The organism is Asticcacaulis sp. P2_C5 (assembly GCF_056404555.1).
In genome coordinates this window covers 17380-36883 of the sequence record NZ_JBFUDU010000023.1, presented here as the reverse complement: position 1 = coordinate 36883, position 19504 = coordinate 17380, and the positions used below count along the sequence as shown (strand labels likewise).

General features: G+C 61.5%; 17 protein-coding genes. 5 read left to right on the top strand and 12 right to left on the bottom strand.

The features are described from left to right. Window positions 1-32: 32 nt before the first annotated feature. Genes lpxK through AC1DXO_RS25475 form a run of 4 tightly spaced genes read right to left on the bottom strand, consistent with a single transcriptional unit; the run spans window position 33 to window position 4815 of the window. A complete protein-coding gene (lpxK, locus tag AC1DXO_RS25490; protein ID WP_476981032.1) occupies window positions 33-1028 on the bottom strand; it encodes a tetraacyldisaccharide 4'-kinase in 996 nt (331 codons plus the stop codon). 1 nt (window position 1029) lies between these two features. Then, a complete protein-coding gene (locus AC1DXO_RS25485; protein WP_476981031.1) occupies window positions 1030-2298 on the bottom strand; it encodes a 3-deoxy-D-manno-octulosonic acid transferase in 1269 nt (422 codons plus the stop codon). After that, window positions 2295-3005: a lysophospholipid acyltransferase family protein gene (locus tag AC1DXO_RS25480; RefSeq protein WP_476981030.1), complete on the bottom strand. Its 711-nt coding sequence runs from the start codon at window positions 3003-3005 to the stop codon at window positions 2295-2297. Before AC1DXO_RS25480 ends, AC1DXO_RS25485 begins: the two co-directional genes overlap by 4 nt. A 10-nt stretch (window positions 3006-3015) precedes the next feature. Continuing rightward, a complete protein-coding gene (locus AC1DXO_RS25475; RefSeq protein WP_476981029.1) occupies window positions 3016-4815 on the bottom strand; it encodes an ABC transporter ATP-binding protein in 1800 nt (599 codons plus the stop codon). Between the two features lie 107 nt (window positions 4816-4922). On the opposite strand from AC1DXO_RS25475, the gene AC1DXO_RS25470 reads away from it, so the two are divergent. Beyond that, complete coding sequence (locus tag AC1DXO_RS25470; protein ID WP_476981028.1) at window positions 4923-5612, top strand: protein tyrosine phosphatase; 690 nt, start codon at window positions 4923-4925, stop codon at window positions 5610-5612. A gap of 2 nt (window positions 5613-5614) precedes the next feature. Here AC1DXO_RS25470 and AC1DXO_RS25465 read toward each other — a convergent pair whose 3' ends face one another. Then, entirely contained in the window at window positions 5615-5935 is a 321-nt protein-coding gene (locus AC1DXO_RS25465; protein WP_476981027.1) for a type II toxin-antitoxin system RelE/ParE family toxin, read from the bottom strand. Further along, window positions 5932-6186, bottom strand: coding sequence for a type II toxin-antitoxin system ParD family antitoxin (locus AC1DXO_RS25460; protein ID WP_476981026.1), 255 nt, complete (start codon window positions 6184-6186; stop codon window positions 5932-5934). Before AC1DXO_RS25460 ends, AC1DXO_RS25465 begins: the two co-directional genes overlap by 4 nt. A gap of 151 nt (window positions 6187-6337) precedes the next feature. Between AC1DXO_RS25460 and AC1DXO_RS25455 the strand changes: the two genes are divergently transcribed. Next, window positions 6338-6580, top strand: coding sequence for a hypothetical protein (locus tag AC1DXO_RS25455; protein WP_476981025.1), 243 nt, complete (start codon window positions 6338-6340; stop codon window positions 6578-6580). 248 nt (window positions 6581-6828) lie between these two features. Here AC1DXO_RS25455 and AC1DXO_RS25450 read toward each other — a convergent pair whose 3' ends face one another. The 3 genes from AC1DXO_RS25450 to AC1DXO_RS25440 are packed head-to-tail and all read right to left on the bottom strand — an operon-like array spanning window position 6829 to window position 9265. Beyond that, window positions 6829-7068, bottom strand: coding sequence for a DUF4170 domain-containing protein (locus tag AC1DXO_RS25450; protein ID WP_476981024.1), 240 nt, complete (start codon window positions 7066-7068; stop codon window positions 6829-6831). A gap of 14 nt (window positions 7069-7082) precedes the next feature. Continuing rightward, window positions 7083-7880 (bottom strand): inositol monophosphatase family protein, encoded by a 798-nt coding sequence (locus AC1DXO_RS25445; protein ID WP_476981023.1) that lies wholly within the window; start codon window positions 7878-7880, stop codon window positions 7083-7085. Next, window positions 7880-9265: a TldD/PmbA family protein gene (locus tag AC1DXO_RS25440; protein WP_476981022.1), complete on the bottom strand. Its 1386-nt coding sequence runs from the start codon at window positions 9263-9265 to the stop codon at window positions 7880-7882. The genes AC1DXO_RS25445 and AC1DXO_RS25440 overlap by 1 nt, the downstream gene beginning before the upstream one ends. A 217-nt stretch (window positions 9266-9482) precedes the next feature. Between AC1DXO_RS25440 and AC1DXO_RS25435 the strand changes: the two genes are divergently transcribed. Further along, window positions 9483-11492, top strand: a complete 2010-nt coding sequence (locus AC1DXO_RS25435; RefSeq protein ID WP_476981021.1) for a putative bifunctional diguanylate cyclase/phosphodiesterase — start codon at window positions 9483-9485, stop codon at window positions 11490-11492. 88 nt (window positions 11493-11580) lie between these two features. Then, window positions 11581-13551, top strand: coding sequence for a putative bifunctional diguanylate cyclase/phosphodiesterase (locus AC1DXO_RS25430; protein ID WP_476981020.1), 1971 nt, complete (start codon window positions 11581-11583; stop codon window positions 13549-13551). 1 nt (window position 13552) lies between these two features. On the opposite strand, the gene AC1DXO_RS25425 is transcribed toward AC1DXO_RS25430, so the two are convergent. Together AC1DXO_RS25425 and AC1DXO_RS25420 are read right to left on the bottom strand one after the other, a co-directional pair. Continuing rightward, window positions 13553-15472: a rhamnogalacturonan lyase gene (locus tag AC1DXO_RS25425; RefSeq protein WP_476981019.1), complete on the bottom strand. Its 1920-nt coding sequence runs from the start codon at window positions 15470-15472 to the stop codon at window positions 13553-13555. 349 nt (window positions 15473-15821) lie between these two features. After that, window positions 15822-17354, bottom strand: a complete 1533-nt coding sequence (locus tag AC1DXO_RS25420; RefSeq protein WP_476981018.1) for a UbiD family decarboxylase — start codon at window positions 17352-17354, stop codon at window positions 15822-15824. 121 nt (window positions 17355-17475) lie between these two features. Between AC1DXO_RS25420 and AC1DXO_RS25415 the strand changes: the two genes are divergently transcribed. Then, complete coding sequence (locus AC1DXO_RS25415; protein WP_476981017.1) at window positions 17476-18357, top strand: NAD-dependent epimerase/dehydratase family protein; 882 nt, start codon at window positions 17476-17478, stop codon at window positions 18355-18357. On the opposite strand, the gene AC1DXO_RS25410 is transcribed toward AC1DXO_RS25415, so the two are convergent. After that, window positions 18341-19504 carry an energy transducer TonB gene (locus AC1DXO_RS25410; protein WP_476981016.1) on the bottom strand — a complete coding sequence of 388 codons (1164 nt, stop codon included), beginning with the start codon at window positions 19502-19504 and terminating at the stop codon, window positions 18341-18343. The genes AC1DXO_RS25415 and AC1DXO_RS25410 overlap by 17 nt on opposite strands.

The following is a 19504-nucleotide window of genomic DNA, read 5'->3' as shown; positions in this document are numbered from 1 at the left end:
AACCCTACCGCCTGCGAATGCGGATTACAAGATCAAGGCTGGGCCGCTGCGGGTGCATCCGTCAAGGCCTTGACCAGATCGTCCTCTGCCTCGAAACGGGCGCGGATCGGCAGATAGTGCACGCGTTCGCGCCATGGCTGTGACAGACGCACCCAATCCTTTTCCGTGGTCACCAAGGGCGCGGTCGCGGCCAAAGCGGTCAGTTCGGCCTCGCTCGGCGACACGTGGTCGGGAAAGCTGTAGAATGCCACCAATTCGATACCCAGGCTGTTCAGGGTCGCTTCGAACTTCCATGGCTTGGCGATGCCGGCAAAGGCGATGACCGGCACATCAAAAGCCGGCGCGGCGGTGTTCAGGCGGGCGACGAAGACCGGCTTTGTGCTCAGGGTTGCCAGCAGGGTCGGATCGGGCGCGCGCTCGTCGGGCATCCACAAGACGACCAAGTCTGCCCGGGCCAGGCCGTCGTGCAGGGGTTCGCGCATCGGGCCGTAGGGACAGATACCGCCGTCGCCGAACGGCCAGGCGTCGTTCGTCGTATCTCCGTCGACGACCAGGATATGGATATCCTTGGCGATCTTCAGGTTCTGATGAGCGTCGTCGACAACGACCACGGCCGCGTCAGTGGCCTCGATCGCCCGCAGCCCTTCGGCGCGATCCCGGGCGATCCAGAAGGGATGGCTTTGCGCCAGCATGACGGGTTCGTCGCCTACCTCAGACGCGGCGTATCGTGCCGGGTCGACGCGGACCGGTCCTTCGAGCGTTCCGCCATGGCCTTTCGACAAGCCGACCGCCTGCCGACCCAGCAGGCGCAACAGTTCGGCGACGATCGGCGTCTTGCCTGATCCGCCCAGGGTAACATTGCCGACGCTGAGGACCTTCAGGCGTGAACGGTAAGGTTTGCCCAACCTAGCGGCCTTGACGGCATTGACCAGAAGCCACAAGCGCGACAACGGCCACAGCGCGAAACGCCACCATGGCGCGCCTGCGGCGTCCCTGCGATACCACCAGCCGGGCGTTCGCATCGCCATGTCACTCGGCTCCAGGCAACAGGGGAGCAAGCGCATGCCAGACGATATCGAGCGTACCGGCTTCGCGCCGGCTGACCTCCACGGCGGCCTGGTCGGCGGCGGTCATGGCCGCGGGATGATCGGCCAGTTGATTGACCATAAACCCCAGTTCTTCCGGCCCCATGACGCGAAAAGCGGCGCCGGCGTCCAGCAGGTCGTCGAAAATGCCTTGCCAGTTGGCGATGTCCGGTCCGGTGATCACGGCCTTGCCGAGGCGCGCGGCTTCGAGCGGGTTGTGGCCGCCGATGCCGCTCAGCAAGCTGCCGCCCATGATGACGATATGAGCCAGGCTGAAGAACAACCCCAGCTCGCCCAGGGTGTCCGCCAGATAGACGTGCGTGGCCTCGGTCAGCGGGTCTTTCAAGGAACGCTGTGCGACATGCAGGCCCAGGGCTTCGAGATCGAGGCGGATTTCACCGGCCTTGATCGGGTGGCGTGGCACCAGAATCAGCAGATCGCCGTCACGGACCCGCCCTTCCAGCGTCTTGGCGATGATCGAATCCTCGCCGTAATGCGTGCTGGCGGCCAGGATCACCCTGCGTGTACCCAGAATGGACTGCATGGCCGCCAGCGACGCCTCGCTGACCGGCAAGGGCGCGCCCAGCGTTTTGAGATTGGCGCGGGCGCCGGGTACAACGCCAATGGCGCGCAAGCGTTCTTCGCTGGCGGCGTCCTGGGCCATCACCAGGGCATAGCCGCCAAGCAGGCGCTTGATCGAGGCAGAAAACATAGTCCAGCCGCGAAAAGTCTTGGCGGTGATGCGCGCGCTGAGCAGAACATGGGCAATGCTGCGCTCTGCCAGTGTACGCAGCAGGGTCGGCCAGATATCGCTTTCGATAAAGACGGCCAGGCTCGGGCGCCAGTGATCGAGGAAGGCCGTGACCGCCTGGGGCGTATCGACCGGCGCATATTGGTGGATAGCGCCGGCGGGCAGGCGCTTGGCCAGGATTTCGGCCGAGGTCGTTGTCCCGGTGGTCACCAGGACGGTTATGTCCGGTCGCTCGCGGCGCACTGTTTCGATCAGCGGCAGGGCGGATAGGCTTTCGCCGACGCTGACGCCATGAAACCAGACGACGGGGCCCTCGGGGCGGACATAATCCGTGCGCCCTAGCCGCTCGTTCAGGCGGGCCACGTCTTCCTTGCCCTGGGTGGCGCGCTTTTTCAGCAGCCCCGGCGCAAACCCGTGCATGGCACTCATTAGGCGACGATAGAGCGACAGGGTGAAGGTCATTTCTGTGCGCCAGCCAGGTCGTCGGCCCGGTCCGTCACGGCGTTCAACGCCGCTTCGGCCTCGAGGCGCAGGACCTCCAGCGTCTCGGCGGACGCCTCGGCCGGCACGCCGGGCAGGATCTTCCACACCATGGCGCCGCGTGTAAAGGGCAGGGGCAGGCGCATGCGATCCCAGCTGCCGAGGCGGAAATAGTTCCTGGTCGACTGGCCCAGGCAAACCAGCACGGCGCCTGTCATTTGCGACAGTTTGAGGCTGCCCTCGGTCATCACCCGGGCCGGACCGCGCGGGCCGTCCGGAGTCGTCGCCGAGCATTTGCCGTCGCGCAACCAGCGTAACATGTCGCGAAAGGCCTGGGCGCCGCCTTTGTTTTTGGTCGGATCGGACTTCTTGGCCGACGAGCCGCGGATGGTGTGGCGGCCAAAGGCGACGTTAACGCGGGCGATCATGTCGCCGAACTTGTTCTGCGAACTGAGCACGGCCACGGGCTGGGCGTGTTCGCGCGGCCAACTGGCGTGGCCGAAATGCAGGCGCTCGTGCCAGAACATCAGCACGACCGGCGTTTGCGATGCCCACAGCAACTCCATCTCCTGCGTGCCTTCCTTGTCCCAGCGCGTCGTAGCGTAGCAAAGCTTGAGATAGGCGATCAGGACGTCGGCAAACAGGTTGCGCATCCACGGATTGTCGGTCAGTTTCTTCTTGTCTATCATGCGGTCTGCCTCACGCGACCGCTGCCGTGTCGAACTGACCTGCGGCCAACCGGGCATAGAGGCCGCCGGCCCGCAACAGGCTGTCATGCGTCCCGTGCTGGACGATTTCGCCGTGATCCAGAACCAGGATCTGATCGGCATGCCGTACCGTCGACAGGCGGTGGGCGACGACAAAGGTGGTGCGGCCGCGCATCAAACGCTCAAGCGCTTCCTGGACCTTGATTTCCGACTGTGTGTCGAGTGCCGAGGTGGCTTCGTCGAGCAACAGCAGGGGCGCGTCCTTGAGGAAGGCGCGGGCGATGGCGATGCGCTGTTTCTGGCCGCCGGACAGGCGCGAGCCCGCCTCGCCGACGCGCGTGTCGTAACCCTGGGGCAGGGTGCGGATGAAGTCATCGGCCGCCGCATCGCTCGCCGCCTGGCGGATGGCCTCGTCGGTCGCCTGCGCATTGCCATAGGCGATATTGGCCCTGATGGTGTCATCGAAGAGGAACGGGTCCTGGGTGACCAGGGCGATCCGGCTGCGCAGGCTTGTCAGGGCGACATCGCGATGGCTGATCCCATCGAAGCGGATATCGCCACCGGACAGATCGTAGAAGCGCGGCAGCAGGTTGAGCAGGGTCGACTTTCCTGAGCCCGACGGACCGACCAGGGCGATACTTTCACCGGCGCGGGCGGTAAAGCTTACCGCTTTTAATACCGGCGCGTCACCATAAGCAAAGCTGGCCTTGTCGAAGGTGACGGTGGTGAAGTCGCGCGGCAGTTCGACGGCGCCGTTGCGATCGGTGATTTCGGGCTGGATATCAAGGGCTGTGAACAGCCGGCGCGCCGCGGTCATGCCCTGGCTCAATGTGCCTTGCAGGCCGGTCAACTGGCGCAGGTTCTGGCCGGCGGTCATCAGGGCGGCGATGAAGGCGAGGAAGGCGCCGACATCCATGGCGCCCGATTGCGCGCGCCAGCCGGCATAGGCGATCATGCCGGCCAGCAGAAAGCCGGTCAGCAGTTCGGTTGCCGGCGCGGCCATGGAACGGGCATTGGCGCCCTTGATCAGATGACCCTGGCGGCGTTCGATGACCGCGCCGACTCGCGCTTCCTCGAAGTTTTCCTGATTGGCGACCTTGACGATGCGGATACCGTCCAGGCTTTCCATGATGGCCGTGGACAGGCTGGAGGTTTCGGACATGGCACCCTGGGCAGCCTTGCGCGTGCGCTTGAGGTAGCGGCTCATAACCACGGAAATGACCGGGCCGGCCAGCAGCACGACCAGGGTCATGGGCCAGTCCTTGAGGAACATCACCGCCACACTACCGATAACGGTCAGGGCTGCCTGGATATATTGCACGATACCGGTGCTGGACGCTTCACGCACCAGGTCGGCGTCATAGAGGACTGATGACAGATATTCGCCGGAATGGGCCTTTTGCAGCCGACCCAGATCGGCATGGACGAGGCGCGAAAACAGCTGTGACTGGATGCGCCCGACCAGACCATTGCCCATCCGGTTGATCGTCGTCGTCAGACCGCGCTGCGCCACAAAGCGGACGAGCGCCGCCAGGATGATCACGCCCGGTACCGCCAGCATCGGGTGCCGGGCGGCGAAATCGGGCAGGCTTACCTTGCTGGACGTACCGAACAACAGGGCGACCGCGGGATCCAGCCAGTAGGCGATCAGGCCGGTTGCGGCGGCCACAAAGATGGCGCAGACGATCGCGAAACCGAGCAGGCTCTTTTGCGGTGCGAGATATTGCGTCCACATCCTGCCCATGAGGGCGCGGGCGCTCATTTCGGCCGGGGGCGTTGCGGGGTCGGACATCGGGCGGATTAGCTCTGGCAAAAGGCGGCTCAGCGGTTATATAGGCATTTCCTGAAATATGTCGCCTGTTTATGTGTTAACGGCGGTCCCGCAAGTCGAGCCACCTTTTGAAACTGTTCCCCAAGAAAGTTCACGACAAGCCGTTCCCTACAGATACCGCTTGGGAACGGTTCCTGACGACCCTGCACTTCCTGTGGGCCGATCACGCCTATCTGCGCCTTGGGTTCACCAATGCCCACTGGATCGGGCCGGACATGGTGCGGACCAATCAGCCGTGGCCGTTCCAACTGGCGCACTGGAAGAAGATGGGCGTGAAGACCGTCATAAACCTGCGCGGCGGACGTGGCTCTTTCTATTACGTCGAGAAATATGCCTGCGACCGGTTGGGCCTGGCCCTGGAAGACTTCGGCCTGACGTCGCGTTCCTTGCCGACGGCACAGGAAATCCGCGACGCCAAGGCCCTGTTCGACCGGATTCACTATCCGGCCTTGCTGCATTGCAAATCAGGCGCCGACCGGGCCGGCATGATGAGCGTCCTCTACTGTCATTTTCACCTGAAACAGCCGATCGAAGAGGCCAGCCAGCAGTTGTCGTTCAAATACCTGCATATGAAGGCAGGGATGACCGGCGTGCTGGACTATCTGTTTGAGGTCTATCTGCGTGACGTGGCGCCGACCGGCGTTTCGTTCTTCGACTGGACGCAGTCACCCGACTACGATCCGGACGCCTTGAAGGGATCGTTCAAGGCGACGTGGTGGGGCACCATGTTGACCGACAAGCTGCTGAAGCGCGAATAGGCTCAGTCGTCGGAAGAGGGGGCGTCCGAAAACATGGCGTCGATATCGCGCAGCCCGGAGAGGACTGTCACAATGTGCACGGTATCGCCTTCGTAGCGGAACAGGATAACATAAGCCTTGTAGGCGACGCTACGCAAACCGGGCTCCAGTTCATCGCGCGATCGTCCCAGTGTGCCGCCTAATACACTCAGGGTTTCACATTTATCGAGTAGTTGGTCGATAAATCGGTCGGCTGTAATTCGGCTTCCGCTTTCCGTGGCAATATATTCCGCTATATCGGCAAAATCGGTCCAAGCCTGATCGCTTATCTTAAGCCGCTTCAAGATGCAGCCTTAGAACGGCTTTCCCAGGCATCTAACCGCGCCTTGACGTTTTGCCGTACGTCTTCCAGAGAGTGGTCGCCGCCACGCGCTATCGCCCCTTGCACATGCTCGCGCAGGGCTTTCAGCTTGGCTTCGCGTTCTTCGACCAGACGCAAGCCTTCACGCACCACCTCGCTGACCGAAGCATAGCGGCCGTCCTTGACGACCTGCTCGACAAAGCTTTCCCACCGCTCACCGACCGATACATTCATGACTGGCTCCTTTAGCGAAAGTATAGGCCGATAACAAAAATTGCACAATTCCTGTTATCAGCATCGCGCCTTTACAGATATGCGCCTCATCTCCTACAGCCCGCTTGCGACAGTTCGCCTAGTCTGTGCCCACACATAAGGGAACACCCACATGGCCGTAACCACGCAATCTTCCAGTAACAACAATATGCTCGTTACCATTCTCGCCGTTATCATCGTCGCGGTGGTGGCTGTCGCAGCCATCTACATGATGCAGGACCGCCGCACGTCAAGCGAGCGGGTCGGCGACGCTATCCAGGCCCTGCCGCAAGGAGTCGACAAGGCCGCCGACAAGCTGGGCGACCAGCCGCCAGCGCAGAATGTCGAACGCAACGTCGAAAAAGCCGTCAACTGAGTTTTTCAGATCAAGCGCCGCAAGGCTCCTCGCATAAGCTCGGGCGGGCGGTCGCCCTTGCCAAGCCGGGACGACTCGTCGTCCTCGCGGCTTGGAGAGCGCAAATAAAAAGGCCGGTACCTCTCGGTGCCGGCCTTTATTGCTACTCCAAACGCAAGTTTGGCAAGGGCGCCAGAAAACACCTTTTGGCCGCCGCCGCTAATGCGGCGAGCCATCGGGGCCGGCCATCCGGCGGCGTTTGAGCTAAATCAATGCTCGTGATCGTCGTCGTGATCGGGATCGATCAGCTTGTGGGCGTGAATCACGAAATAGCGCATCAGCGCGTTGTCGACCGTTGCCTGAGCCTTGGTGCGCCAGGCCTTGACCGCCTCGGCATTGTTGGGATAGGCGCCGACAAATTCGACCTTCTTCAGGTCCTTGAAAGTGGTGCCGGTCAGGTCGGTCAGTTCACCGCCGATGACAATATGCAAAAGTTGTTTGGATTCCATGGAATACTCGTCTCTCAGAGGGCGCTCAGATGGGCGCATCTCCGGATAATTTCCGGAAACAGTGCCGGACCCGAGCAGATCAGGCTGGGTTTAAGGCTGTCGATAGCATTGAATTCATAAGGATTGCCTAAATGGTCAGTGACCACGGCGCCAGCTTCCTGGGCAATCAGGGTGGCGGCGGCAACGTCCCAATCACGCTTGGGCGTCAGGGCTATGGTGAAGTCGGCGCGGCCGCAGGCGACACTGGCCATGCGGTAGGCCACCGATGGCCGCGAATGGACGCTTAGGCGCGGCCACGGCACGGGCCAGATATCCTTGCCGAACAGACGCGCGTCGCCCAGCACCTCGGCGTCCAGCAAGTCGGCGCGCGACGTCACCTGAATCATCTCATCATTCAGCCGCGCCCCTTCGCCCAGGGCGGCACTGAACATTTCAGACGCGTCCGGCGCATAGACGACGGCGGCAATCGGCTTGCCGGCCTCGACGACGGCGAGGGCGATGGTCCAGAACTGGCTACCTTTCGACAAGCCCATGGTGCCGTCGATAGGGTCCAGTACGAAGGTCCGCTTGCTGGTCAGCCGCGCGACATTGTCGGGCGATTCCTCGCTCTGCCAGCCATAGTCCGGCCGCGCCTCTTCCAGGGCCTCCTTCAGCCACAGATTGACCTCCGTATCGGCATTGGTGACAATGGAACCGTCGGCCTTGTAGCTGGTGATCAGGCCATGAGCTTTTACGTGTTGCGCCAGGGCACCGGCACGGCGCACCTTGTCGACGATCAGGCCGAGATCGGATGCCTGGATCGTCTGCGCCATCATTTACCCCCTACGCTCAGGCCATCAATCAGGATGCCGGGCGCGTCGATCGTGCCGCGTATCTCGAGGTCACTGGCGGGAATAAGGCGCGCATACATGTCGATCAGATTGCCGGCCACGGTGATTTCGTTGACCGGATACTGGATCTCGCCGTTCTCGAACCAGAAACCCGATGCGCCCGCCGACCAGTCGCCGGTATCGGAATTGACGCTGGGGCCGAACATCGACGTGACCACCACGCCCTTGCCGGCTGCGCCCATCAATTCGGCAGGGCTGCGCTCGCCGGCGGCCAGGATGACATTGTGCGTCGAAACACCCGATGGTCCGGCAAGCGAACGTGACGCATGGCCGGTCGAAGCCATGCCCAGCTGCTTGCCGGCGGCGGTATTGAGCAGCCAGGTCGTAAGAATGCCGTCGCGTACGATCTCGGTCCTTCGTGCGGTCACACCTTCGTCATCGAACAGGCACGACCCTAAGCCGCGCATGCGCCACGGATCGTCGATGATCTGGACATGGCTGCCAAAGACGGCCTCGCCCAGCTTACCCTTCAGGAAACTGGAGCCGCGGGCGATCATGGTGCCGGAGACGGCGCCGAGAAACTGGCTTATCAGCGACTTGGCTATGCGCCGGTCGAAAAAGACGGCGCACTTCTGGGTATCGACCTTGCGTGCGCCGAGCGCCGCCAAGGCGCGCTCGGCCGCCGTTCGGCCGGTATCGGCGACGTCCGGCAGGTCGGCGACGAAGCGTGTTGAACGGCCTTCGCCGTCTCGCTCCATATTGCCGTCGGCGTCGGTGGCGATGAAACGTCCCGACTGGAAAAACAGGCTGGTCGTATGCGCGCCTTCGAAACCGTCCGAGGTCAGCATATGCCATTGGCTCTGCGAATAGCCGGTGCTGGCCGCATCGCTTTGCAGGGCAGGGGACAGGCCGATGCCGGCAGCCTCTATAGCGAGAGCACGTTCCTGCAGGCTCTCGGCCGACAAGGTGGTCGGGTCGAATATCTGCAGGTCGACATTCGCCTGGCGGATCGGGCGGTAAACCAGGGCTGGATCCGCCAGCCAGGCATAGGGATCGTCGGGCGCCAGACGGGCCATGGCGATAGCGCGTTCGACCGCGCGGGTCAGGGTTCCCGGCGAAAATTCCGATATCGAGACGACAGCCTGCTTGCGACCGACGAAGACGCGCAGCCCCAGGTCCGAATTTTCATCGCGTTCGACAGTCTCTATCTCGCCCTTGCGCACACCGACACTGAGGGCGCGCGACGATGCAAAGACGGCCTCGGCGGCGTCTGCACCGGCGGTTTTCGCCTGTTCGAGGACCGATCTCAGCCGGTCGAGAGACTGTACACCCAGTCGGGAATCGGGATCGTTTCGCGTTTGCAACATGAAAGGGATATAGGCCTTCCGGGGGGGCGCGTGCAAGTCTCGTTTGTGACAATACCGTTACTATGATCGTTGCCAAAGACGGCAATTTGCGCCGCGGCCGTGCAAGCGCAATCAGCACACAGCTACCGGCGCATTTAGCGAATGTTTAGATGCCGATGGTAAGGTAGCGCAAACATCCCCGAAAATCGGGGCGCAGTCTGCAGGTCACGAAGCACCTATGCCGGAATTTACTCAAGATGCCACCCCGACCCCGGCGATACCACGCTACGCCCGCCTCCCGGTCGCAGCAGGCGGTCCGTGGCAGCGTATCTGGCAGGCCATATCCGGAGAAACCCCGTCGCCGTTCGACCGTTCTCAGGACGATCTGGCCGTCAGTTCGCACGACGAAGCGGTTGCCATGGCCCAGATTACGCGGCGCTACCTGCTGCTAGCCGGTCTGTTGTTCACCTATATGTTTGTATCGCGCTTTTTTCGCGAAACCGGCACGGCCATGTATATCATGGCCGGCGTCAGCGGTGTCACAGCGGTTGTTGCCTTGAGCTTGCAGCGGCTCAGCCTGCGCCGCCGCGACGATCCGCGCCTGCCCGAAGCCGGCAGCGCACTTGTCAACCTGCTGATGATCGCCAATCCGGTCGCCTTCCAGATCCTGCATTTCGACCAGAGCCGGATGATCTATTTCCTGTTCCTGTACATCATGTTCGCGGTGTCCGGGACCTCCGTGCGCGTCCTGCTGCTGTCCAGCATGGCCTGTTTTGCGGCCATGCTGGGATTGTCGATGTGGAAGACGCCCGATCAACTGCACGCCTACATCTGGACGGCCGTCGGCGGCCTGATGATGGCCCTGGCCATGGGCAGCATAGTACGCCAGACCCTGTATCGAGCGGTGCGGGCCCGCGTGGTCGCCGATCGCCTGCGCGAGGAGGCCCAGGTATTGGCCGACTGCGATGTCCTGACCGGCCTGCCCAATCGCCGCAGCTTCTTCCGAGAGCTGGAACGCAACCTCGCCGTGGTGCGCGCCCGCCGGACGCCGTTCGACCTGGCGCTTATCGACCTTGATGGCTTCAAGCCGATCAACGACCTCTACGGCCACAGCGTCGGCGACCACCTGCTGGTCGAAGTTGCCGAGCGCCTGCGCCACACCTGCGGCTATATCGGCTTTCCGGCCCGTATGGGCGGTGACGAATTCGCCATCCTGCTGCCCGGCGAGCGCTCCGACGAAGATCTGCGCGCTTTCGGTACCCAGCTATGCGACGCCCTGCGTCAGACCTACCATTTGTCGGGCGTCAACGCCAATATCTCGGGTTCGGTCGGTTTCGTCCATTGCGACGACGATGGCATTTCCGGCTCGCAACTGTTGGAACGGGCCGACTATGCCCTCTATTACGCCAAGCAGAACCTGCGCGGCGCCCCCGTTATCTTCACGGATCGCCACGAAGCCGAGATGCGCGACTTCAGCCTGGTCGACCAGACCCTGCGCAGCAGCGATCTCGATGCCGAATTGTCGATCGTCTTCCAGCCCCAGGTCGATATCACGGACAACCGCACGGTCAGTTTCGAAGCCCTGGCACGGTGGAACAGCGCCCGGCTGGGCCTAGTGCGACCGGATATCTTCATCAAGGCCGCGGAGCGTTCGGGCCTGATTACCCAGATCACGCTGATCTTGCTGGAAAAGGCCCTGAAACAGATTGCTACCTGGCCTACAGGCATGCGGGCGTCGTTCAACCTGTCGGCCCGTGATATTCGCTCGGCTTCGAACATTGCTGCCATCTGTGCTGTCGTCGAAAAAAGCGGCATCGACCCCCGGCGCATCGAGTTCGAAATCACCGAAACGGCTATGCTGAGCGATTTCGACCAGGCGTGCGAAGCTCTTTCGCGATTGAAGGTCATGGGGGCGCGCATCGCCATCGATGATTTCGGTTCGGGCTATTCCAGCCTGGGCTATCTGCACCGGCTGCCGGTCGACAAGATCAAGATCGATCGCAGCTTTGTCGTGCAATTGGTCAAGCATGGCACGACCTTGAAGATCATCAAGACCATCATCGACCTGTGCCGCAACCTGAATCTGGACTGTGTCGTCGAGGGCGTCGAAACCGAAGCCGAATTGCATAGCCTGCGCCAGATCCGCACGCGTTATGTCCAGGGTTATGTCTTCAGCAAACCGATGCCGGCGGACGAGGTCACCGACTATCTGGCGGCTGAACAGGCGCGTCTGGCTCTTGCCGGGTAATTCATACCTTCTTAACTCTGCGACTTAGCATCGTATTGACCGGCGTCTGATAGGCTGGGTTACGTGTGTTTGAGTAAAGAGTAATATGATGCCGGTGCCTTCCGCCCAGAGCAAATTCGCTTTCCCGGAAAAAGTTCAAAGCTATCTGTCTGGCCTTATGACGGACGCCCAGGGTCTGATGGCCGGACTGCGCAATCGGCGCGGCCCAGACGACGCCGTCATGGCCGAAGAAATGGCGGTCACCTTGCGGCCGGTGGTGCGTGGCTATCTGTTCGCCATCGCCGGCTATTATCTGTTTAACGGCCTGACCTATCGTGTGCCCGGCGACCCCGGTATTATTCCCGGTCTGGCGGCGATAACGGTGGTCATAAGCGGTTTCCTGCTGCACTTCACCCGCGAAACCCGGTCGGTGAAACGCCTGGAAGTTGCCGGCCACGTCGCGAATCTCCTTCTGTTCATCAACACGGGCATCGACATCGCGCTGGTCTATGATCCGCTGAAGCTGATCTATTTTGCCCTGTTGATGCCGATCTTCGCGGTTTCGGGTGCCGCCATGCGCGTGGTCCTGCCCGGCACGATTGCCAGCACAATCACCTTTTGCGTCATCGCCTTCAATCGCGAGCCGACGCACATCGAACAGTATTTCTGGATCGCTCTGACGGCGCTAAGCATCGGGCTCAGCATGAGCGCTATCCTGCGCGTCACCATTCGCCGCGCTGTCCGCGATCGCATCCAGGCCAACCACCATCGCGACGAAGCCCGCTACCAGGCTGACCGCGACGTCCTGACGGGTTTGGCCAACCGGCGCAGCTTCTTCCATCAACTCGAAACCCATCTGGCCGCAGCCGGGCGCGGCACGGCCTTCGATCTCGCCCTGATCGATCTTGATGGTTTCAAGCCGATCAACGACCTCTATGGTCACAGTGTCGGCGACACGCTGCTGGTAGAGGTTGCAAGCCGTATGCGCAGCCTTTGTGGCGACAACTTTTTTCCGGCACGCATGGGCGGCGACGAATTCGCCATCCTGCTGGCTGGCACGCGTTCGGAAGCGGAGTTGACGGCGTTCGGGGAGCAACTGTGCGACAGCCTGCGGCAGGCCTATCATCTGTCGTCCGTGGCCGCCAATATCTCGGCCTCGGTGGGGTTTGTCCGCTGCGCTGACGGAACGGCGTCTCCGTCGCAATTGCTGGAACGGGCCGACTACGCCCTCTACTATGCCAAACAGAACCTGCGCGGCGCGCCGGTGATATTCAGTGCACGTCACGAAACGGAGATGCACGATTTCAGCCTGGTCGACCAGACCCTGCGCAGCAGCGATCTCGATGCCGAACTTTCAATCGTCTTCCAGCCCCAGGTCGATATTATCACACACCGCGCGGTCAGTTTCGAAGCCCTGGCCCGGTGGAACAGCGCTCGCCTGGGCCCGGTCCGCCCGGACATCTTTATCAAGGCAGCCGAGCGGTCAGGCGTCATTTCGCGCATCACCCTGATTCTGCTCAACAAGGCCCTGTGTCATATGGCGTCGTGGCCCGACTCCGTGTGCGCCTCGTTCAATCTGTCAGCCCACGACATTCGCTCGACGGCGGCCATAGACCGGATTTGCGAAACCGTTGAAAAAAGCGGTATAGATCCGCGTCGCATCGAGTTCGAAATCACCGAGACGGCCATGCTGTGCGATTTCGATCAGGCGTGCGAAGCCTTGTCGCGGCTGAAGGCCATGGGCGCGCGCATTGCCATCGACGATTTCGGCTCGGGCTATTCCAGCCTGGGCTATCTGCACCGCCTGCCGGTCGACAAGATCAAGATCGATCGCAGCTTCGTCGTGCAGTTGGTGAAGCACGGCACGACCCTGAAGATCATCAAGACCATCGTCGACCTGTGCCGCAACCTCAACCTCGACTGTGTGGTCGAAGGTGTTGAAACCGAAGCGGAACTGCACAGCCTGCGCCAGATTCGTGCGCGCTATATCCAGGGCTATTTCTTCAGCAAACCCATGCCCGCGAATGATGTGGCTGGCTATCTGGCGAACGAGGAAGCGCGCGCGGTCCTGGCGAGTTAGGCTACTGACCGGTGGTGATTCGCGCACTTGCCGGCATCGTCATGCCATCGCCAAGATGAAAGCCCGTATGCGGAGGCTGGTTGTAGGCCGTGTTCTGCCAGGCGATCGATGCGCGGTACTGCGGATCCTGCATCAGGGTGACAAAGCCATAGCTCGTAGGTATGGGCGTCGAATAGATGCGCAAGGAGCGATTATCGGCGGCGCGCCACACGACTTCCTCGCGCCAGTCGCCCAGAATATCGGCCGACAGGGCAGGTGTCGACTTGGTGCCATTGTTCGACATCATGCCTTCGGCTACCAGCAGTGGCCTGGTGTCCTGCAGGGTCCAGTCCCACTTCGATATGGTATTGCCGTCGAGCATTTCGCGCAGCAGGTCGCCGTCCCACCAGACGGCGAAATTGACCTGGCGCGGGTGGATCGGTGCGATGACTTCGCCCTTGATATTATACAGGTTCGGTCCGTTCGATGCCCAGGCCTCATCGCCCGGATAGCGCGGATCGATGTCGAAGGCGACGCCGCGGCCGGTGTCCTTGTCGGCGTGAGTCGTCCACAAAACCTCGGCCGTGCGGGCATCGATCAGGGCCGAGCCGATATTGCCGTTATTGCCCATCTCCTCGTGGACGCCGAACTTTTCCAGACCCGGCCGTGATGGATCGAGATCGCCGACATGCATTGTGTCGCCGTGGAACAGCTTGGCCGTCCAAAGGGGCCTGCCGTTGTCGTCGATCGCCATCGAGCCATAGATGATCTCGTCGCGGCCGTCATTATCGACATCGGCAATGCTAAGCTGGTGATTGCCCTGTCCGCTGAAGCCTTCGGGCACGCCGGACGCCTTGGAATCAAATGTCCATCGCCGATGAAGCTTGCCGCCGCTATAGTCCCAGGCGGCCATGGTGGTGCGATCGTAATAGCCACGCGCCATGACGGCGCTGGGATGGACTCCGTCCAGCCAGGCAACGCCGGCGAGATAGCGCTCCGATCGGTTGCCGTAGCCGTCGTTCCACACCTCTTTCATCCGTTCGGGCGTCGCCGTATCGCCTTCCGGGACGCGTGACGGCCAGTAGGGCACCGTATCGACCACGCGGCCCTGGGCATCGAAGACGCTAAGATATTCCGGCCCGCTCAGGATACGACCCTGGAACTGCGCCATCAGCTTGCCGTCCGGCGTCTTGACTGAGCCGGTGCGGTCGGTCTGTTCCAGTTCGCCGCCCTTCGACACCCAGTCGGCGTTCGCATCACCGATCACCGTGCCGGCTGAATCGCGGCTGCCGTCGGCCGTCTTGACGATCATCTCGGCCTTGCCGTCGCCATCGAAGTCGGCGACCATGAACTGCGTATAGTGAGCGCCGGCGCGGATATTGCGCCCCAGGTCCACGCGCCACAGTTTTTGTCCGTCCAAGGTATAGGCGTCAATCAGGACCGGGCCGGTATAACCGCCCTGACTGTTGTCATGCGAATTGGTCGGGTCCCATTTCAGGATGATCTCGTAGCGGCCGTCGCCGTCGAGATCGCCAACGCTGGCGTCATTGGCGGTGTAGGTATAGGGCTGGCCGTCCGGCGTCGTCCCGCCGGCGGGTGTATCGAGCGGAATTGCGAGATAGCCGTCGCTCCATACCTTGACCGGCGCGCTCTGGTCGATGCGGTACAGCGACTGGGCCGTTCCTTCCGTGTCGAGATAGTTGCTGACGCCGCTGACCGTGGCAATCTTCTTGTTGTCGCGATAAACCCCGTGCTTCGCGCCGTCCGGATCGTCGGCCAGTATGCGCCAACTGACGAGAACCCCGCTGTCTCCCTTGACGGCGATGGCGCCACGATCGAGCTTTTCCATGTGACGCAGGGGCGTATCGGCCAGGGAGGCGCCCGACAGGGCGAGGCCGGCGACGGTTGTCAGCAGCAGACGATGGATGGATGAAATGCGCATAGACAGCCTCCCGGTGTGATCTGTCGATTTAACAGACCAGCAGGCAAAATCCGTCACATAAAGTCAAAATATTTCACATTCGATCGAATTTGATCGTTCTTTGAGGCAGGCTTGAACTGTTTCGGCTTTCCTATCTCGCGTATTTTTTTTCACACAGATGTCACAGATTTCACAGATGATTTCTGAGCTTCATTTGGGCAACGCATTGGATATCAGGACCTCGCAAAGCGAGGTCGATAATTCATTTTGCATAGCCGAAAGTCTGGCAAAAAATCATCTGTGAAATCTGTGACATCTGTGTAAAAAATGCCGAAAGCACAAAAATCGTAGAGGCAGAACTCCCGCGGAGTTACTTCCAGATCGTTTTCCCCGATCCCGGCAAACCCATTTCCGCCCACTTCGCTGAAACCCGATCGATCACCTCCTGCTCCATATAGAGCTTTTCGCCCCATTCGCGGTGGGTTTCGGGCGGCCATTTGTTGGTTGCGTCTAGCCCGATCTTCGAGCCCAGGCCGCTTTCCGGCGAGGCAAAATCGAGATAGTCGATCGGCGTATGCTCCACCACGGTAATGTCGCGCGCCGGGTCCATCCGCGTGCTCATCGCCCACATGACATCCTTCCAGTCGCGCGCATTGATGTCGTCGTCGACCACGATGATCCACTTGGTGTACATGAATTGGCGCAGGTACGACCACGCCCCCATCATCACCCGCTTGGCGTGGCCCGGATAGGCCTTCTTCATCGAGATGACGGCGATGCGATACGAACAGCCCTCCGGCGGCAGCCAGAAATCGACGATTTCCGGAAACTGCTGCTGGATCAGCGGGATGAAGACTTCGTTCAGCGCCTCGCCCAGAACACTGGGTTCGTCGGGTGGCCTACCCGTAAAGGTCGACAGATAGATCGGGTTCTTGCGCATGGTAATGGCTGACACCTCGAACACCGGGAACTTTTCGACGCTGTTGTAATAGCCGGTATGGTCGCCGTACGGCCCTTCATCCTCGTAGTCGTCGAGCAGGACATGGCCTTCCAGCACGATCTCGGCATGGGCCGGAACCAGCAGCGGCACGGTCTTGGCCTGGACCAGCTCGGCCTTTTCACCGCGCAACAGCCCGGCGAACTGATATTCCGATAGCGTATCGGGCACCGGCGTCACTGCCGCCAGGATCAGGCCAGGATCGGCGCCCAGCACGGCGCAGGCGGGCAGGGGCTCGCGTTTGCCGGCGCCCTTCCAGCGCCGGTGATGCTGCGCCCCGCCGCGATGGGCCAGCCAGCGCATGATGGTCCGGTTCTTCCCCAGAACCTGCATGCGGTAAATACCGAGATTGTAGTCGTCCTCACGGCTTTCCGACGGTCCCTTGGTGACGATCAGCGGCCAGGTGATCAGGGGAGCCGGTTCGCCAGGCCAGCAGCCCTGGATCGGCAGCTTCGTCAGGTCGATCTGATCTCCGGTCAGCACAACCTCCTGCACCGGGGCGGACTTGACCGTTTTCGGCCGCATGCCCATCACCGTCCTGGCCAGAGGCAGCATGTCCCAGGCGTCCTTCAGGCCCCGCGGCGGCTCAGGTTGGCGCAAAAAGGCCAGCAGTTCGCCGACTTCGCGCAGGTCCGACGCCTGGGTGCGCTCCTTGCCGTCCAGCGTAACCCCCATGGCGACGCGTTTCACATTGCCGAACAGATTGACCAGAACCGGCATATCGGACTTCGTGCCGTCGGCCAGGGTGACGTTCTCGAACAGAACCGCCGGCCCTTTTTCGGCCAGCAGGCGCAGTTGAATCTCGGTCATTTCGAGATGGGTCGACACCGGCGTCTTGACGCGCACCAGTTCTCCGGCCGCCTCCAGCTTCGCCATGAAATCCCGCAAAGATTTGTATGCGCTCATCTGATCCTCGTCGTTTCCCCGTCGATAGACCGGTTCCCGGCGCAAGGCCATAGTCAAAAAGGTCGCAACAAGGGGGCAAGCCCCCTTGACCCATAACCGGTACAGCGCCCAAGCTGGAACCATGAATGATGTCATCCCCGTAGCGCCCATAGAGGACAATCTGCTTGTTATAGGTGCGCGGACGCTGGTCGGCCGCCGGCTGCGCGAGATCATGCCCGATGCCACCTTTACTTCGCGCCAGGAACTGAGTGGAAAGACCCTGTATCTCGATCTAGACAGCCCCGAAGCCTTCCAGCCCGACACGCCCTTTGCCCAGGTCATTATTACCGCACCCATCTGGTTGGTCACCGAGCCCCTGCTGCAGCGCCTGCTCGAACTGGGCATGCGTCGGCTGATCGCCTTTTCCTCGACCAGTATCTTCACCAAGGACGCCTCTGACGAACCGGCCGAGCGCGAGGTTGCACACAAGCTCTTGACCGGCGAAAAGACGATCACGGCCTTCTGTGATGCGACCGGTGTCGCCGGCACGATTCTGCGTCCGACATTGATCTATGATGAAGGCGAGGACGAAAACATCAGCCGCATTCGCAACATGATTGAAAAGCTGGGTTTCTTTCCGGTCTGTGGTTCGGCGTCCGGCCTGCGCCAGCCCGTCCATGCCCGCGACCTGGCGACCGCCGCCCTGCTGGCCCTGCCGGCCGTGGCGACCCACGGCAAGAGCTATAACCTGAGCGGCGGCGACAGCTTGACCTATCGCGCCATGGTCGAAAAGATCTTCGCCGCCATGGGACGCAAGCCGGCAATTGTCAGCTTGCCGCTATGGCTTTGGCGGCTGGGCTTCGCAACACTCGGTATAGTCAGGCCAGACAAGGCGCTGAAACAGAATCTCTCCATGGCCACGCGTATGAATAAGGATCTGTGGTTCGACCACGGTGCCGCCACCCGCGACTTCGGCTACGCGCCGGGGGCATTCCAGCCGAAATTCGTCACAACACAAATTTGAGCGTGGATCGCATATTGTGGCCGGCGGCCTTGCGTGCCCAATCGGCTTTTTGCGTCAATGGAACGGGCCTGCCTAACAACTTGAAGGTGGCAAGTCCGAACCCATAACCCCTGGGCAGTTCCGTGAGGATAAGGCAATTGTCGACGTTACCATCGTTGTTCCAGTGACAGTCGACAGTTACTGTACCTTCAACCTCGTCCTCAAGCGCTCTTTCTGGATAGTCGGCTATCAGGCCGCCGAAGAGGTAATCGCCGACATCGGTTTCCTGGGTCGTACCGTCCGGCAGCTTGGTCGTTACTGTCCACGTTCCGCGTGGATCGGAAAACCAGCTGACGCGGCGCTGTGTCAGCCAGTCTTCGGTGATCTCGGAATGGGCGTCCAGCCAACTGCGCGCGGCGGCATTTCCGCCCTGGCCACTCAAATAATAGAGGCGTCCGGCCTCATCGGGTTCGGCCGCTGTGCCGAGCCCGCCCTCATACTGCCTGCCCAGCCAGTAAGTGGAGTCGACGTCGCCCTTCACCATGGCCCGCCGGAACAATGTCATGGAACGCTGGTAATCCTGTGCCGTCAGCTTACCCTCGAAATACACGACACCCAGGGTCCGGGTGGCCATCAAGACCCCCGCGCTGTCGGCCCGCGTCAGGTAGTCGATGGCCTTGGCGCCATCCACCGGCAGACCACCTGTCCCCTGGGCGTAAAACTCCCCCATGACGGCCAGACCAAACGGAATGTCCAAGGTGGCGGCGCGGGTGCAGGCCTTTGCCGTGGCCGCTATATCCTGGGCTGCGTCGCTTCGCTCGTAATAACCCTGGCAAACGGCGCCGATGGCCTGGGTGTGGCCCTGCGCGGCGGCTTTCTCGTACCAGGACAGAGCCTTCTCGGCGTTCGGTGGGCCGAGCCGGGCGCCACCGTAGAGTGTTCCCAGTTGGTATTGCGCCTCGGCGTTTCCCGCCTCAGCCGCCTTCAGCCACCACATTTCCGCCTGTTCGACGTCAGGATAGTACCCCGACATGGCCTGGCGTCCCATTTCGAACTGGGCTTGCGGATCGCCTTTTTCTGCCTTGCGCAATAGTTGATCGGCCGAGCCGGCCAGGACCGGAGTCGCCAACAGGCACAAAACCAACCCAAATATAAGACCCCGTTTCAT